The organism is Psychrobacter sp. Pi2-52 (assembly GCF_904846705.1).
Lineage (GTDB): Bacteria > Pseudomonadota > Gammaproteobacteria > Pseudomonadales > Moraxellaceae > Psychrobacter.
In genome coordinates this window covers 1-16787 of record NZ_CAJHBS010000011.1, presented here as the reverse complement: position 1 = coordinate 16787, position 16787 = coordinate 1, and the positions used below count along the sequence as shown (strand labels likewise).

The 16787-nt window shown below is 38.7% G+C and carries 13 protein-coding genes; 3 read left to right on the top strand and 10 right to left on the bottom strand.

Annotation, left to right across the window (positions count from 1 at the left end):
* Positions 1–167: 167 nt before the first annotated feature.
* From JMY00_RS07515 to JMY00_RS07500, 4 genes are all read right to left on the bottom strand, one after another.
* The gene (locus JMY00_RS07515) at positions 168–3320 is read right to left on the bottom strand and encodes a tyrosine-type recombinase/integrase (protein ID WP_201579695.1); all 3153 of its coding nucleotides are present in this window, start codon (positions 3318–3320) and stop codon (positions 168–170) included.
* Entirely contained in the window at positions 3313–5625 is a 2313-nt protein-coding gene (locus tag JMY00_RS07510) for a hypothetical protein (protein ID WP_201579694.1), read from the bottom strand. The genes JMY00_RS07515 and JMY00_RS07510 overlap by 8 nt, the downstream gene beginning before the upstream one ends.
* The gene (locus tag JMY00_RS07505; protein WP_201557828.1) at positions 5612–6181 is read right to left on the bottom strand and encodes a hypothetical protein; all 570 of its coding nucleotides are present in this window, start codon (positions 6179–6181) and stop codon (positions 5612–5614) included. Before JMY00_RS07505 ends, JMY00_RS07510 begins: the two co-directional genes overlap by 14 nt.
* A gap of 243 nt (positions 6182–6424) precedes the next feature.
* A complete protein-coding gene (locus tag JMY00_RS07500; protein ID WP_165597235.1) occupies positions 6425–6643 on the bottom strand; it encodes a helix-turn-helix transcriptional regulator in 219 nt (72 codons plus the stop codon).
* Between the two features lie 250 nt (positions 6644–6893).
* Here JMY00_RS07500 and JMY00_RS07495 point away from each other — a divergent pair, with 250 nt between their 5' ends.
* Entirely contained in the window at positions 6894–7214 is a 321-nt protein-coding gene (locus JMY00_RS07495) for a hypothetical protein (protein WP_201579693.1), read from the top strand.
* Between the two features lie 186 nt (positions 7215–7400).
* Here the strand turns inward: JMY00_RS07495 and JMY00_RS07490 are convergent, their stop codons facing one another.
* From JMY00_RS07490 to JMY00_RS07465, 6 genes are all read right to left on the bottom strand, one after another.
* Positions 7401–8027 (bottom strand): hypothetical protein, encoded by a 627-nt coding sequence (locus tag JMY00_RS07490; RefSeq protein ID WP_201579692.1) that lies wholly within the window; start codon positions 8025–8027, stop codon positions 7401–7403.
* 18 nt (positions 8028–8045) lie between these two features.
* Entirely contained in the window at positions 8046–9290 is a 1245-nt protein-coding gene (locus JMY00_RS07485) for a PD-(D/E)XK nuclease family protein (RefSeq protein WP_201579691.1), read from the bottom strand.
* Between the two features lie 42 nt (positions 9291–9332).
* On the bottom strand, positions 9333–9779 hold the full coding sequence (locus JMY00_RS07480; protein ID WP_201579690.1) for a DUF1810 domain-containing protein: 447 nt from the start codon (positions 9777–9779) through the stop codon (positions 9333–9335).
* A 91-nt stretch (positions 9780–9870) separates the two neighbouring features.
* Entirely contained in the window at positions 9871–10545 is a 675-nt protein-coding gene (locus tag JMY00_RS07475; protein WP_201579689.1) for a hypothetical protein, read from the bottom strand.
* Positions 10546–10572: 27 nt separating this feature from the next.
* Positions 10573–11664, bottom strand: coding sequence for a WYL domain-containing protein (locus tag JMY00_RS07470; protein ID WP_201579688.1), 1092 nt, complete (start codon positions 11662–11664; stop codon positions 10573–10575).
* A 54-nt stretch (positions 11665–11718) separates the two neighbouring features.
* On the bottom strand, positions 11719–12576 hold the full coding sequence (locus JMY00_RS07465) for a protein phosphatase 2C domain-containing protein (RefSeq protein ID WP_201579687.1): 858 nt from the start codon (positions 12574–12576) through the stop codon (positions 11719–11721).
* Positions 12577–12761: 185 nt separating this feature from the next.
* Between JMY00_RS07465 and JMY00_RS07460 the strand changes: the two genes are divergently transcribed.
* On the top strand, positions 12762–14243 hold the full coding sequence (locus JMY00_RS07460) for a DUF262 domain-containing protein (protein WP_201579686.1): 1482 nt from the start codon (positions 12762–12764) through the stop codon (positions 14241–14243).
* Between the two features lie 14 nt (positions 14244–14257).
* Complete coding sequence (locus JMY00_RS07455; RefSeq protein WP_277350414.1) at positions 14258–16513, top strand: DUF262 domain-containing HNH endonuclease family protein; 2256 nt, start codon at positions 14258–14260, stop codon at positions 16511–16513.
* The last annotated feature ends 274 nt before the right edge of the window (positions 16514–16787 follow it).

The window sequence follows — 16787 nt, the reverse complement described above, 5'->3', positions numbered from 1 at the left end:
AGACATCATATCAACTCGTATAAGATGTGAAAAAACTTTACGACGAACGGTAGCTGTTTTATAGGTTCAATCAACTGATTTTAGAACTTAAAATAATAATTTAACCCTATAGAAGATACCTTTGTTTGTACCTGAAAGACAATTTTAAATAAAAAATCACTTTTGCCTTAATATTTAACTAATATCATCAGTAAGTAACCCAAATATTTAAGTACACCCGATGAAGCATAATAATTGCCTGTCATAGCTAAATTCTTATCAGACCGCTTACACTTTTTCTGTATTACCCTAACATCATGACCATGAAAACTCTCACGAGCACCAATACGTATCAATCTATCGAGCCCTAGCTCTTTTTTAATATCTCTTACTGCTTGCTCACTATGCGCTCTAATCTGCCAACAACTGGCATCAATCAGCTGACAACCTACTGTCACGAAATGCTGTAGCATCTCAATCTGGGCCTCTTTAATCCCAAAATGAATTGATGAAGTACTTAAGTTCTGTTTACCTGTAAATATTTTCACAAACGACTTCAGTCTAGCAGGCTCATCAATTGACATCTGATACGCACTATCAAGTGCCTTAACTAAAACCTCTTGGTTTTTATGTCCCGCTGGGGCACTCAAAAGCAACCTACCATCAGTAAAAATCTGACTGGCTCTATCGTAAATCTGTCTAGCTTCGTTTATAGCGATCCCATGCCTTAGTGCAACCTCTGGTAACCGCTCAGCTCTTTTATCAACGCTTATTTTTTGCAGCTCTTCTAACAGCGCAATGACATCGTAAACTTTAGGATGAATAAATATAGACGGCTGAATATCTACTGCGTCATTTTGTGTGTTTTGCTGGCAAGCTGTATTAGCTGGAGTGCTGTTATAAGAAAATAGAAACTCTTTGCCCGCAACCTTATTAATTAAATAGCCACGCATCTTATCGAGATGAACCTGTTTAGTGCTAGGACTATAAGCTCTGCCATCTTGTCTATTTACTGTCTGATAACCAATACCTGTCACCATCTCAAATACAGTTATAGGCATAGCAAGCTTGGCTTGACTCATTTGCCAGCCAGCCAGCAAATGAGCGGTATGGATGTAATATTCAAACGTAGTATCTGGCGTTAGATGACCAGCAAAGCTAGCCAGCCCAAACCACATTCCCTTTTCTTTATTATTAGCAAGCACGGCGCTAACAATAGCGGCGCTATGATCTTTATCATAATCCGTCATCACCTGCGCTAGTGGCGATCTGCTTAATACTAGTGCCAATTGACTAATCGCAGTATGCCGAAAGCTATGAAAGGTGAAATCATGCGTAACCAGCAATCTATCCCATATAATTTTCATCATATTACTGAAAAACATAGATGCTAGTGGTTGATCACCTGATCCTTGTGAGAATAAATAACGGCGCTTCAACCTTTTTTGTTGATAATAGAATGCGATGAACAGTTGTAATTCTTCAGTCTTGAAAAGCTTGTCTATCGGTATTGCTCTTTTGGCACTACTGCTCTTGAGCCTACGATACCGATTGGGTTTGAGAATTATTTTTGGCGCTTCAACCACTTGACCATTGATGACACCTATATCCGTAATGTCTCTAACCTTAATACCAATGATTTCATTAATACGCATGCCAGTGCGATAAGCGAGTGTTAGTACAATCAAGCAAAGCCGCTTTTGATCAACCTCCAACTCTGATAACTGCACATACTCTTTCATCACATGATAGACACGCGGTGATATCATATTGGCTTTAACTACTTGACGATTATTACCCCATGGAAAATAAACATAGGGAGCGTCAAAGTGCGTACGCTGATGATCATGAAATGCTTTCAGACGACCATAAGTAAATTTCTGGCTGTCTTTTAGGCGATCAAGATGAGATAGCGATTGAATAGCAGTATTGTTATCATTATCTATACCACTAGACGTATCATCTTCAAACTCTGACGACTTGCTCAGTACAGACAACTTACGACCATCTTTCATCTTACTCTGAATAATCTGCTCATAAACTTCTTCAAAGTCATTGCCCTGCCACTGATCAACATCCTCACCCATTGTCAGCATCAGCCAGTCGCGACCAATGCAGCCCACATATTTACTGATAGTATTTAGTCTAATGCTCTTATCACCGAGCAACGACAGAGTCCAACTAAGCAAGCGCTGCGCATTAGACTGGCTAGCATCTGTCTTTAATGTTGTGATAGTAGAGATAGCAGCAACTCTGGTCAGTTTGAGCGCGTCTTGCAGCTCTTTGATCAGGTTTTTGCTAAAGCTTGGATAAGCTGTGGTATTTCTCTTGTCTTGTGATTTCCCTGCCGTCTGATAACTGACATCAAACAACTCAGACCACTCAAGTGGCTCAAGATTTGGCTTAATGGTTTCTTGGTTATAATAAATAAGTTTCTCAGTCGGCAGCCCCGTGGTTTTTATATCACCTTGTTTTACCACAGTAAGCGCACCATCAATCAGGCTACCTTCTATTTGCCGCCAGTGATAGTTGGCATATTTGATGAGCAGTGAGTGCTGGGGGCGATCGATATCCTTATTAGTGAGTTTAAGCGTTTTTGAGATGTCGTTAATTATGGTATTAAATGGCTTTATCTTGGCCGTGTTTAACTCCTTATCCTTTAGAGCATATAAAAAACACAAACTCATATCATCAGGAATATAATCAACAAAACGGAGTAAGCTTTCACTCTCATCAGCCGCGCAGCCATAATTATCGTCACATACCCTAAGCGGTATCACAACCAATGACTCTGCCCTACTTTTTCCATCAGTTGCTGGCATGTCAATTTTATACATACGGCGCTCACCAAACAGCCAATCATAGAGCGCTCTTAGCACCTCAATATCGTTCATACCACCAGACATAATGCTGCAATACAGCAATCCCTCAACCAAGTCGTTTACTGAGAAACGCCGTTTTCGTTGCCAAACCTCTATCATTGTCGCGCTACTGTCTGCCACAGCACGTCCATTCACAAACCAATCATAGTTAATGGTCAAGCGCTCACGAGTTGCCAGTATCGGTACCACAGGCTCATTCAGATATATCTGATGGGTTTTATTATAATCACGAACAAACTCTAAAAACCCGCGCCGCGCCAATTGGAAGTTTTGAGCGGTGTCGAACGTCACTTCTAGTAACTGATTAATTGCTTCGTAGTGATGCTGCAGCTCACAAGGCGGCTGCATAGAATTTTGATTGATATATTCTTCGATTAATTTTTTAGCATCACGCTTAACACTTTTTTTGGATTCTTCTCTATTCAGCTGTCGCAGTTTATGAGCGCTAATATTATCCATATAGGCGAACCTCAATTTGTTTTAAGTGAAGATCTGTAGCAATCGTATCTAAATGGGGACTGAGCTGGTGCAGCTGACTGATAAAGCTTGATGACATCGGATGCATAAATTCTTGATCAGCATGCTCATGACCATAAAGGGTACAGATCAAATAGTCAGGCACGCGGCCTGTGAGCATAGATCTCAGCTGGTGACGCAGCCAGTTATCCTGATGACTAAAAAAGTCTTGCAACTGGTAGCGGATGCGGCTTGGTGTAATACTGGCAAAGCCTTTTGGATTTTTTTGGTAAATTTGAATGAGGGGTTGTTCTGATTGCAAGATGTCATTGATGGGATAAGGCGCTGCTGGACATAATGAATTATAGATGGCGGCAAATTGCTTAATATAAGTAATGTAGTTTTGTATAGCTATTATCAAAAACTTGCTAAGAGGAATGAGCCTGCCATCAGACTGCGCATGACGCTCTTCTTTGTCAGATACCCATAACATGCACCGATGAAAGTCAAACTGGTGTAGCAAGCCGGGTGCGTGCTTAACTGGGCGGATACCCGTTTGGATCATGACAATATGCCACAACCAAATACTATAGCTATTAAACTGCGCAATATAGCGATCCATGTGGGACTTTAGCTTGCCATTAAAGCTCTCGGCACTGACAGCCAGTTGATTAAAGAACTGCTGGCACATTGTGGTCTTTAGTGCCATATCACTACCAATGTGGCTTCTATGCCCATTCATCGGTACGCTACACTCATCTATTAAAAGTGCTTTTTGCTCATCATTGCAGTATTCAGTTATCAGCTCTACCGCTTTTATATAAGTTTGCTCTAGCTCTACCGTTTTAGTGCTAAGGTAATACAGCGCAGAGCTATGCCGTACATCAACACCTGTGATCAGGTCAGCATATAATGGCTTATTAAGCTCGTTTTTGATCAATACAAACAGGCCTGCTTCAATATACTGCGGACTCAGTGCTGGCAGGTTAAGCAGATCTTTAGCATAAGAGATAGCGTCTTTAACAGTATCGGATGAAACGGTAATTTTATCCTCAAGCATAGCTTGCAAAGGGTCAGGCAATGCGCGATAAAAGGTACTGCCATAGCTTTGTCTGTGGGCAAGCAGATGACTTCGAGTATTGGTCGTCACATCAATCGTGATGGCAATGCTACTAACTTTACGGACACGGTCATAGACCAAATACTGCCGTTGACTGTGACTACATTGCCAATCAGCAATGATGCTATCAATACTAAGTCCACTTAATAGTGACAGTAGTAAGACGGCATACCCAGTGCCACTTTCTTTATCAACACTCATAAAGCGTTGCCAAAGCGTGGCAAATAGCATCTGATATCCGGTAATGCTTAGCTGACGATGATTGGTTGGGAAATGAAATTGATTACGGCGGGCATGTTGATGGTTGTTCTTTAATCGCCATTGCTGCAGCTCAGAGGATTTAGCAATTTGTGTGGCTGGCTTAAAGTCATTGTCTAGCAAAGGTACTTCGTTGTCATCAGCAATATTTTCAGCGATTGCCACGTTACTTTGCTTGTTTGATTGTTTCGTATCAAACACTATTCTTTGTAGTGGCTCATTGTCAGTACTCACCAATGTCTTGATGACGGTTTGAGACGACTTTACGCGTTTAGTGCTCCCAGTATAAGTTTTGCCAACAAAGGTTTTATTATTAATTGCCACCTCATAAGCCAGCCTGATTTGACCGATTTTACTACCAAGATATTGGTTCGCTGTTTTACCTGTTGTCTCTTTCTGTTTAACGCTTGCTTCATATTGTCTGATATAAGATAAGCATAAGGACAAGCTATCGCACTGGGCGTGAATGCTAATTAACTGGTCGAGAATGCCACGTTGTGGATCAGAAGCTCTTAGGGCCATACGAACCCGTACGCCAAGCTTATCTATTTTGGCAAAGTGTTTATCATGGCGCACTGTGATCATAACCATAACCTTTAAGTAGCCACTCATAAACCGCCAAGCATTACTCTTAACGTCTATCGCACCATACTCCTGATAAAAGACTATCAGCATATAGGTAACCGCCCACACGCCTGTTTTGCCTTGCCGAGTGATTTGATTCATCACATCTACACAGTCTATCCCAGTAAAGTCTGCAGAATTAGATTCTGGTGTTGATTGTAATGAATCAATATCATCATCTGGCGCTAAACTTATTACATGGATCATAAGCTGAGACATTTGTATGTGATGTGGCGAATCTATTGGGATAAGCTTATCCAACACTCGCCTGTCGGTCACATCATTAAATAATTTAGTGTGCCCCATAAGATGTATCCATCCAATTCAGGTTTTTGGGCAGCCCCAGCATCGCCTCATCATTGGTTAATTTACACTGCTGATACTCATAAGCACTTTGGCTGATACCAGCAAACCTACAATAATTGTCTACCGTCAGGCGATCAATATTCATGAGTTCGCAAATAATGCTTTTTGGTGCACTATTACTGATTGCCTTAAAAAACTCAGGATGATGAGTCCCTCTTGCGAAAGCCAGTTCTACCACCTCACTCCAAGCCAAGCGCTTGATGTCTTGTAAGCTTTCAGCTGCAACTAGACAAGGCTGACGCAAACTCATCTCTTCTGTAAGAATCCTATCGATCCGTCTAAACTCATTAAAAAAACAATAAACTGAATCTTTACCAATGACCAAACGTAGTGGTGGTCGATAATAATCATCCAAGCTAGCCATATTTATACTAGCTATTCTTGGCTTAAATTGATGCCATATTAACAATGCCTTTTGCGCATCTTGATGAACAACCAAATTATATTTACTGAAAGTTATAAACTTCTGAGTAGGCTTTAGATGAATACTATTCATTTTAATATTATTAATAGTGAATTATACTAATTATGATATGTTATAACTTATCGATTGTAAAGCCTTTAATATTGCTGTTATATTTTTATCTTTGGATAACTCAAATACTGATTTATAACCATTTTTTAGACAAAAAAATACTCCCTAACCCATGATAAATAAAGGCTAAAGAGTATTTTAAAATTTCAATTTTAGTTGGGTGAGGAGGTCAACGTCTTATATCAGTCGACCTTCTTATCAAGCTTAGTTCTCTTCATTATCATCGGGAACATACTTTAAAACATCCCCTGGGGTGACTTTTAATACTTGGCACAACTTACTCAGGGTATCGAATTCTATGCGAGTTGTCTCATCGTTATAAATTCTATGAAGCGTTGACTTGCTGATGTCTGTCATTCTTACTAAATCTGCAACTCGCAATCTTCTTTCCGCTAAAAGCACTGGTAGATTACATGAAATCACAATAAAATCCTTATTGGTAAGTAAAAAATACTTGCCAGTGACTACTTTTCTGTTAAAATAATACTCGTTGGCAATAACTAAGTTTCCGTCAAAAACTATTTTGTGCTGACTAACGCTCTATTATGTCATAGACTCATCTTGCTGCTCAATAACTGGCTAACTATGATGGGTGCGACTTGTTCAATAGATATAGTCACTATAAAAATGTGACACTAATCATAGTCATTCTGCCATTAAAAAGGAGTATGTTGTGGGCATCAGGATTGAATGGAGCATGACACAAAATTCTTGGGACAAACGGGTCTGTGAAGATTATTGGGCCTACAATCATAAAATCAGCTATGTAGATTATGTACGTATGCTTTGTCAAAAATATAATATTAGCTCGCAAACATTGTTTGAAACTATAAGCCAATGCTATGCTTGCTTAGATGATGTTTGCTGTGAATATTGTGGGAGCGCCTGTCCAATTGAAGTACCTGCTGATATCGCCTATATGCGAGCAAAAGAGAGTTGGTTTTGTGCAGTATGTGAACATGCTATGTGGAGAAGTGACTTTGTTAGCAAATAAATAATCAAATCTACTTTCAGCTAAAAAACTGAGGTTTTTATCTGACATAATCAATCCCTCTCACTCAAAACACTAACTCTATTCGTATTCATGGCGATTTGGTTTTCGTTAACTTTATCATCAGTCAACAAGGCATCTGTATAGCCAAATATATTTCCATTTATGTCGTGATATCACATAGCCTATTCAATCCTCAATATATATCACTTTTAAATGAAACGAGTTAGGCTCATTAGTCATACTGGAACAATAATAAATGGACGCATCGTCAGCAGATGACCATTCTTCAATAGCATCTGATATATAAGCCAAGGATTCCATTGGTAAACTTTGCATGCTCTGCATACCAACAAAAACCCCTTTAGTATCATGAGTTTTTTCAAGTTGGCCAATTAGCTTGTATGTAGCTGTTTTTACCACATCTAACTCAACCTCACCTGTAGCGCTTGTGTGAACAAACTGGAATGAATTGCCACGCTCAAGTAAGTTTATAATATCTACCGCATCTATGCCGATAATAGTGCTTGCAGAAGTTACATCAAGCAGTTCAACGACATCATTTATTTCCTCAGGATGACACTTAATAACTGCTTCTACGATATCTAAGCTTTCATGGTCATGATCATCTGTTTGTAAGCCTACTAAAATATCAGCCTTTACTTTCTGTTTTAGCTCAAATAGTGCCTGCTCATTCCATTCATCGTTCATAATAAAACAACCAATGATAGCTGGTAGAAAATACTCTATTTTTGGTCGATATAAAGCGGCACAGGGGGTGTCATCTATTTGCGAGTTGTCGAGCTGATACTTCATGATTATACTCATTGATAATTAGAACTTTTCATTCAATAAATGGTTATCATTTAAAATCTGAAACACTGTGTCCATTTCTTCCAAAATTTTATCTGCCATCGTGCTTTCATCTATCATTAACCATGCCTCACTCGAACCTTTCCAATCCTGCGGATCAAAGTAATAGTAAGCAGGCCATTGAGCAGAAGAGCTCACTTTTTCATCAGTCAGCATCGTATTCAGTACCGTTTTCATATTTTCTGTATGTGGACACGCTTTCGCGGCTTCTACAGAAGTGAACTTAATTCCTAAAATTGGACGATCAAACCCTGCATTATCAAACTCGAAGCAAACCCAACCCATATCGTAGCCAGGAATTATGAATCTAACCTGTTCGTATCTTCTGCCCTCGCCGATATAACTAATATCTAATTCGTAATCAGTTTTTTTATATTTTGCTAACAAATCTATTTTTAACTTAGCTATCAGCTCTTTCTTCATTCGATCTACAGTGTTAGATACCTTGATACTGGCATCAATAGTGGCTGCACTCTGTTTAATGATATCTAAAATTGCGTTGTCTTCATTCATATCTTCTATTCCCATAAACTGTTTTTGAATAAACTTAGTTAGCTGTGCAATAAATTCACTGACACTATGATTTTGGCATTCTACTTGACACGCTTTGAGCCAACCAACCAGATCGCTAAACCTGAGATGACTATATTGATTACCGATTATCCAATCTTCTAAAGTTGTAGTATCAACGCTATATTCGCTTGGTACGTCATTATTTTCGTTTAGATAAACAAGATGCCAATGCTTGTGTTTTCTATTTTCAAGTTCAGTAGCATAATCTTTCATTTGGTCAAGCTGATCTGCTGCATAAGGTTTATTTTCGATACAAATACCATAGCTGTCATCACCTACCTGACATCTTAAGTAAATATCCATACGACGCTGGGTGTTACTTTTTCCCGTTATCTCTTCAAGAAAAACTTCTGTTTTCTCAAGGTTATTAAGGAAAATCTGCCAGTTATCATCTTTACATATAACAGGTAAACAATGCTCAACAAACAACCTTAAAAAGCTTTCTTGCTGAGCATGACTTCCTTTAGGATCAAGCAGAGCCGCCAAAATACGACTAAGCCCTAATTCATCGGTATTAATATAATCAAAAGTACTAAAATCTGGTGAAAGCTGGCGGCTATAGAGTGCTTGCGCCGTCTCTAGTGCATTAATCTTTTGGCTCACATCATTGATTAAACTTTGCACGGTACTCATACTCATATTTCCTTTTAAAACCTCGTTCGGTTATGTTCGGCGTTATTGCTGGTCATTGATTTGCTTTAGCATCTTGATAGTGTTTATATCGTAACTGTCAGCGAAGAACTGGTATAAAAGCTGCTCAAATACACATTTGTTACCAGCGGCAAAGGCAAATAATGTTAGCGAAGATTGCAGCTTCAGATTGTCTGGTGAACCAAAGATATCTAAAGCACTTTTATCAGGATGCAATAGTAGTAATTCAGCACACTCTATTAACCGTACTCCAAGCACTTCATGCTGCAAATACGCTTTTGCTTGCTCCAGACTACCTATTGCAAATCGTCGAGACATTTTACTGTGCCCTAACCCTTTCACCTGTGGAAAGATAAACCACATCCAATGCGTGCGCTTACGACCTTTGGTCAGCTCTTCAATCACTTGTGAATAGATAGCATCTTGAGCTTGAATAAAATCATCAAATAAATCTTTATCTGTCGTTGTCATCTTCTGCATTCCTTACGATTTACATAATGAGCGTTTGCCTACCTGCCACACTCACAACGTAGCTCAAACTATATTTGTATTTAATGCTAGGCTAACCTGCCACATATATCGCGCCCATCCAGCAATGGTCAGGTTTATCAATCATCCTATTGCCGTAAAATACTTCTGAATCATCAGAAATCCGACTTTCAACAGCAGTTGTGATACTAAAAAACTCATCAAGAGATAGCTTATGATCGCTTTCAATATCAAGCATCATATACTGGATACTAAGACCTTCAGGAATTTGATTGAGCAGATGATTAACGGCACTTTTTACTTGTTCTGAGTCTGGCTTACCGGTTACCCTAGCTTGTATAAATTTAGCAGTCTTTTCAGCTCCGCAGGATCTTTTGATATCATTAACATCTATACCAACCTTATCCCAATCAGATAATACTGATTCAAAAACTGTCATCACCTGTCCAACTTCTCCCGCTTTGCAAATAATTATCCCGTCTATTACTTCGAATCTATCAATATGCTTATCTGTGGTTTGTAGTGCAAACAATGTGCAGCCGACTTGTTGCTTTAACGCTAGCAGTGACTGCTCATTCCAGCCATCTTCGATAACGATAAACCCAACCTCAGACAAGCGGTAGCTATCTGATTGTGGCGTATATAAAGTAGCTAAAGGTATGGGCTCTATCTGAAGCTCACTATTACGTTCTTCGTTGATATCGTTTTTTATAGTCTGTTTATCTGTAAAAATACTATCTGCTGTCATACTCGGCTCCTCTTTAAAGTGAAATCATTAATTACGGTTATAAAGCTGCATCCCACTTTCTAGGCGCTCGAGAATAACTATCTTTAACTCTAATGGTTCAGTGACGACGGACAATTGCGACATACTTACCAGCCAATCTTGCAGACGCGTAGTATTAGCAACTGTAGCGCTGACTTGATTCCAAGTGTCATCAATAGCCGTAATACTCTGATCTGTCGATAATGGACGCTCGTATAAATGCTGACAGGCATACTTTTGTACTTTTAAAACCAGTTTAATACGGATATTATCAGTCGGCTCTAACCTACCCAACTTATGCAAACTCTTTAACGAAAAAGTGTCTCGCCTTACCCAGTCAGGTATTGGCTTATCTATGGCTACTACCTCGGTAATACGATTGACCGCAAAATTGCGATGCTCCTGTAGCAGTTTATTATCATCGATATAATCATCAGTAGGATTAAAGCCTGTGAGATAGATCATATTGTCAATAAAGATCATTCCTTTAGGATACACCACTCTTTGAACTGGTTTTTCTTCCCATTTATTTTGATAACTTATTCGTAATTGACGATTCTGTAGCAGAGCCTGATGAATACTTCCAATCACTTCACTATCAAGCTTTGGCGCTTGCACAATACTAGGTAAGGTGATGAGATGATCTTGCCATTGTCCTAGCGGACTTTGATGAAATTTATCTTTATCCTGTCGACGTAATTGAGTGAGATTGTCTGTGATCTCTTGTTTAAAAGATACTGGTAAGTAGTTTGCGGTATATTTATCCAGCATCTCCCAAAAGAACACGGTTTGCTCGTTAATAACATCGATGCTAAAGCTGGGTTCAATATAAAACCGTGCTGTCTTGCCACTGATATTATTACCCCATGCTGGCACTCGGACTAAGGCGTCACTATAGAAAATATCGTTAAAGATTTGATTTAAGCCAATCAGATCGTTCTCTAAGTTTTTACGCTCATTTGTATAATTATCAGCATCATCACCGTAGTTTTGCATAAGCTCAGTGAGTGACACAGCATCAGTTTCACTCCGAGGAAGGATTTGATATAAAGCAAAGAGACGTGCTGACTTTGTATAGCTGGCGATTGGATATGTAGGCATAGTAGCTTCTTTATTAGACTGATGAAATGACAAACTCATTATTAAAATACAGGCTCAATCAAAACGAACCAAAATGGCTGTGCCATTGTCATAAGCATTGCCATCGGAGTCATAAACTTGGTTCTTGAGACTGATTAACCAAGCTTGTAAATCGGTTTCAGCATTGACAAGTTGCCAATGACGACTCGGCACCAAGTCATGAATACCATCCGTACAAACCAAAAGACAGTCGCCGCTATTAACATTAATCCTTCGAGAGATGCTCTCTGGTATTTCACTGCTGATATAACTGTCATCAGTGGTCAGTGCAAAGCCTTCAGTAATACTATATAGACTCCCTGCCATACCTTCTCGGTTATAGTCAGAAAACTCCACTTGGCGACCTTGCTCTTGTACCTGCTGATCAATGAGTTCGTTCAATAGGTTATGATCTCGAGTCAGGCACTGCCATTGTGATGCACCTTTAGGTAGCCAATAAATACGACTGTCGCCCACATGCGTTATCGTTGCCTTTATGGTTCCATCACCCTTTAACTCACAGGCAACCATCGCAAGAGTTGCCGCCGCGCCATTACGCTTAGCTGAATGCTTGGTTTGATTAATCAGCTGATGAATATCATCTGAAGTAACACTCTTCTGATCGTTCCATAACCGTCTGATTGCCTTTATCACCGCTTTTGAGCAGTGCTGTGAGTGATTAGAGCTTGCGACGCCATCTGACACTGCTAAGCAGAAGGGTACTGCAACTGGAGTCACTGCCATCACTCCTAAGTCTTCTTGATACCAATTGTCTAAAAAGAAAAAAGCATCTTGCTGCAGGTCATTACTGGCAGTACCTTGAAAAGTGATTGCACAAGCTTGTGCGATAGAGGAAGTATCTTTTAAAGGACAATTATTTCTAGCGGCAGTCATGATGGTAAGCCTATATGTTTATCATAAAGGCCAGTATAGCGATCAACCTGTAACTTTATTTTCTAGGTTGCCCGCTATACTAGACTAGCAACGACAAATATCTTACTTCAGCAAATGAAAACTAGGTTATATAAAGAACTAATGTTTATTATATAATTCTGTAAATTTAAGGATAATTACTAATTATGAGTGAATCAATAACGCTCCAGAACAAGACGATAATCTCAGTAAAGCAGTTACTGAGTGAATGTCTACTAACTATTCCTGAGTATCAGCGCCCTTACAAATGGAATCAGCACAATATCGCAAGCTTATTCAATGATATTAAGACGCAATGTGACAAGCCCGCCTATCGCCTTGGCTCTATCGTGCTGCATAAGTCTCAAGATAAAGATGATAAAGACGTACTCAATATTGTCGATGGTCAACAACGCACCCTAACGCTAATGCTTACCGTCATGGCGATTATCAAAAACTATCATCCTGATCATTCAACCAAACCCAAAGAAGTAAAAGCTATCGGAAAAATACTAGGTGAGCTAGCTAATACCGTGCCAGCCTTAGCTAAAAAACAAGAGTTTGCTAGCGATATATCCATTTATAATTTGCACTCGAACTTTCAAGAGATACAACGCATTATAAGCCGTGGCGAGCTCAGCATCGAACATATTGACTTTCTGCTAAATCAGTGTGAGGTGGTCATCTTTATATTGGAAGATGAATCAGAAGCCTTTCAGTTTTTTGACTCACAGAACTCTCGCGGTAAAGAGTTGTATCCTCATGACTTATTAAAGGCTTTTCATTTACGTGAATTCAGCGCCTATGATAAACGGCTCAATCCAAATATTAAAGCGCAAACTGTCGCTCATTGGGAAAGCTTGGCAGATGACGAATTGCACAGGCTGTTTAATCAGCATTTATTTAGGATTAAGCGCTGGATAGATCATAAACCAGCCCGCAACTTTACCAGTCGTCATGTAGATATTTTTAAAGGGGTGTCTCTACATAAACAAAATTTACCGCACTATGCAAAAGCTATGATGATCACGCATCATTTTATCGATGATTATAATAGCAATATGCAACGTCATATTGATGCTCAAGCAATGAACTACCCATTTCAGCTAGACCAAAAAATAATCAACGGTCGTCGTTTTTTTGAAATGGTTGAATATTACGATACGCTTATTGATCGTACGAAAACGATTGATAGTGCGCACGCATCAGAGAATAAAAACAGCCATTCCTCTGTAACTATCTATGACCAAACCTTAAATGAACGAGCATCGAACATTATTAAGGTATTAGATGCTTATAGTGATAAGTGGCGTCAGGGTGACAAATATACTCGTAACTTATTTGATAATACTTTGATCTACTATATTGATAAATTTGGTATGCAAGACTTATCACAGGTTGTAGAGATCATGTTTATTTGGGCATACAAAATACGCTTAAGACAATTTGCGGTAAAACTCGCAACGATGGACAATCATGCAGTTGACGGTATGTTATTCAAACGTATCAAAGACGCTACATTGCCTAAAGAAGTATGGATCGCTGGTGTTCAACCTCTAAGAGGCAATGACATAAAAGAGTCTAATAAAAAAGCTGATAACGACATATACCAATTATTTGATCACCTCAACTATTTGACTGATAAATAGAGAAAAATAAAATTATGAAAAACTATAATCCGAGCGCAACCGAGCAAGTGATACTACTAACACCAAAGGGGCTGCTTAACGGCACCGAGCACTATCTGATTCCGATGTATCAGCGTAATTATGCTTGGGGCAATAGTGAGATTGAACAGCTTATTGTCGATATTATGGACGCTCAAATTGATGCGAAAAGTTCAAAGGAACATAAGAACTATTATCTAGGTACACTGGTAGTATTTGAAAGACCACAACTATCTTCAAAACGTACAGTGTTTGAAGTTATTGACGGTCAACAACGCTTTACTACTCTGAGCTTATTAATCATATATCTAAAGAATTACTTTACAACTATAGATAGCGACTATGATATGTCATGGTATACAGAACAAAACATTGAGTTTGAAAGCCGTCCGAAATCTACTCAGACGTTAGAGTTACTACTGAATGACAATCTAGAAACCTATGAGCACCTTCATGAAGCTAAGCTAAATCCCGCTATTATCAACGGCTATACGTCTATTAGAGAAGTAATGGAAAGTAAATTTATTTCCCCTAATAATGATAACCAACAACCCACTACAACCCTTCAAGAGTTTTGTGATTATCTATTTCAATATGTACAGATTGCTCGTGTACCTGTGCCTGACGAAACGGATTTAAATCATTATTTCGAAGTTATGAATAACCGAGGTGAGCAATTAGAGAAGCATGAAATTATTAAAGCACGTTTGTTGTCAGTCATTGAAAAGGCAAACGAAAGTGAGATAGCGCTTGCGGACAAACAACCAGTTAAAGCTTTGATTCATGATGTTTGGGAAGCCTGTGCCAATATGAATAAATACGTACAGTATGGCTTCAATACTACTTTACGCTTTAAGTTGTTTTCAGAGAATTTAACTCTTTTGCGGCCTAAAGATTTTGATGAACTGCTTAGGATATATAAAGACTCTGATAATCCTAACAATTCCCAGCCAGATAATGAACAGTATTCTGACTGTAACAATGATGCTCAAAACAATAAATTGAAGCCACTTCCTTCTCTTTTCCACATCCTTGAAAATGGTTTTGCCAGTCCACCTAACCCTAGCAATACCGCGGATAAAGAAGAAGATGACGGTAATAGTGAGACTTACTATAGCTTAGTGAATTTCTCAAGCTTTCTTTTACATGCTTTGAGAATCATGGTTAACGTGCAGTCCTCATATAAAAAAGACATCGCACTTGATGACAAACAGCTGCTAACCCAGTTTGAAACCTTTATCTTAAAACCATCCAACTTAGAAAATGCTCACACTTCAAATACTGAGCAAAGTATAGAAACTAACAATCAGATAACGCCTTTGTCTCAAGTAAAGACCTTTATATACTCATTACTTAAAAGCAAATTTATCTTTGATCACTTTATAATAAAGCGCAACACTCAAGACAGTAAAGGACAATGGACGCTTAATAAGCTAATCAAGAATGAAGATAAAAAAAACAGCTACTACAAAAATAGCTTTGAGACTGACACTGACAAACTAGTGATGTTGCAAAGTGCTTTTCATGTCTCAACTCCTACTACGAACTATAAGCACTGGCTTAATGCCGTTTTATATTATGCTTGTAAGCATTATAAACATGGTGAAATGGGGCTTAATAGCGTAGCGTATCTTGACCATTTAGAAGAGATAGCTCGCGCCTTTATGTTAAAGCGTTATTTGACTGATGAACCTGATGATTATCATAAAATCATTTATCAAACCTCAGACTTCAATAAGCTATTGACTGAACATACCCATGACAACTTGAGTACTGATAATCTACGTATACAAATTAAGCAGTATCTCAGGTATGGCAATATCCGCAACATTTTTGTATTTAATTATTTAGATTATCTGCTTTGGTTAAACGGTAACTATCCTAAGTTTACCTTTACCGCTAGAAGCTCTGTAGAACACTTTTATCCACAAAATAAGCGAAACGACAGTATATTTTTGGAAGATAAAGACGCAAAAGATTCACTGTTGCACTCTTTTGGTAATTTATGTTTGATTAGCCATAGCCTTAATTCACGTGTGAGTAATGATATGCCTGATGTTAAGGTAAAGTATTTCTCACAAAATGGAAATATGCAAAGTGGGCAAATCGATAGCTTAAAGCTACTGAAAATGATTGATTGCATACAAGGTAAACCAGATGCGTGGGATAAAAAAATAATTGCTCAGCATGAAACTGAAATGTTAAATATTATGCTGCAAGGGCTAAATTTAGCAGGTGTATCTTATGAGTAACGTGGACGATATAGAAATATTCACTCAAAACCGTGTCATACGCTTTTTTACCGATACGCTAGGCTATCGCTATCTATGCAACTGGCAGTAAAAACATAGAGCGCGACACCTTGGAGCAATGGTTGAAAAAGTACGATTTTAGTATGCCCTGATCACACGTGCTATCAGTATCTTGAAAAAGGCAACCTTTTTAAGAAAGCGCGACACCTTGGAGCAATGGTTGAAAAAGTACGATTTTAGTATGCCCTGATCACACGTGCTATCAGTATCTTGA

Excerpts from the sequence above, each read along its gene's own strand:
- JMY00_RS07465 (WP_201579687.1), bottom strand. The coding sequence starts at position 12,576 with ATGACTGCCGCTAGAAATAATTGTCCTTTAAAAGATACTTCCTCTATC.
- JMY00_RS07485 (WP_201579691.1), bottom strand. The coding sequence starts at position 9,290 with ATGAGTACCGTGCAAAGTTTAATCAATGATGTGAGCCAAAAGATTAAT.
- JMY00_RS07510 (WP_201579694.1), bottom strand. The coding sequence starts at position 5,625 with ATGGGGCACACTAAATTATTTAATGATGTGACCGACAGGCGAGTGTTG.
- JMY00_RS07480 (WP_201579690.1), bottom strand. The coding sequence starts at position 9,779 with ATGACAACGACAGATAAAGATTTATTTGATGATTTTATTCAAGCTCAA.
- JMY00_RS07515 (WP_201579695.1), bottom strand. The coding sequence starts at position 3,320 with ATGGATAATATTAGCGCTCATAAACTGCGACAGCTGAATAGAGAAGAA.
- JMY00_RS07460 (WP_201579686.1), top strand. The coding sequence starts at position 12,762 with ATGAGTGAATCAATAACGCTCCAGAACAAGACGATAATCTCAGTAAAG.
- JMY00_RS07455 (WP_277350414.1), top strand. The coding sequence starts at position 14,258 with ATGAAAAACTATAATCCGAGCGCAACCGAGCAAGTGATACTACTAACA.
- JMY00_RS07470 (WP_201579688.1), bottom strand. The coding sequence starts at position 11,664 with ATGCCTACATATCCAATCGCCAGCTATACAAAGTCAGCACGTCTCTTT.
- JMY00_RS07490 (WP_201579692.1), bottom strand. The coding sequence starts at position 8,027 with ATGAAGTATCAGCTCGACAACTCGCAAATAGATGACACCCCCTGTGCC.
- JMY00_RS07475 (WP_201579689.1), bottom strand. The coding sequence starts at position 10,545 with ATGACAGCAGATAGTATTTTTACAGATAAACAGACTATAAAAAACGAT.
- JMY00_RS07505 (WP_201557828.1), bottom strand. The coding sequence starts at position 6,181 with ATGAATAGTATTCATCTAAAGCCTACTCAGAAGTTTATAACTTTCAGT.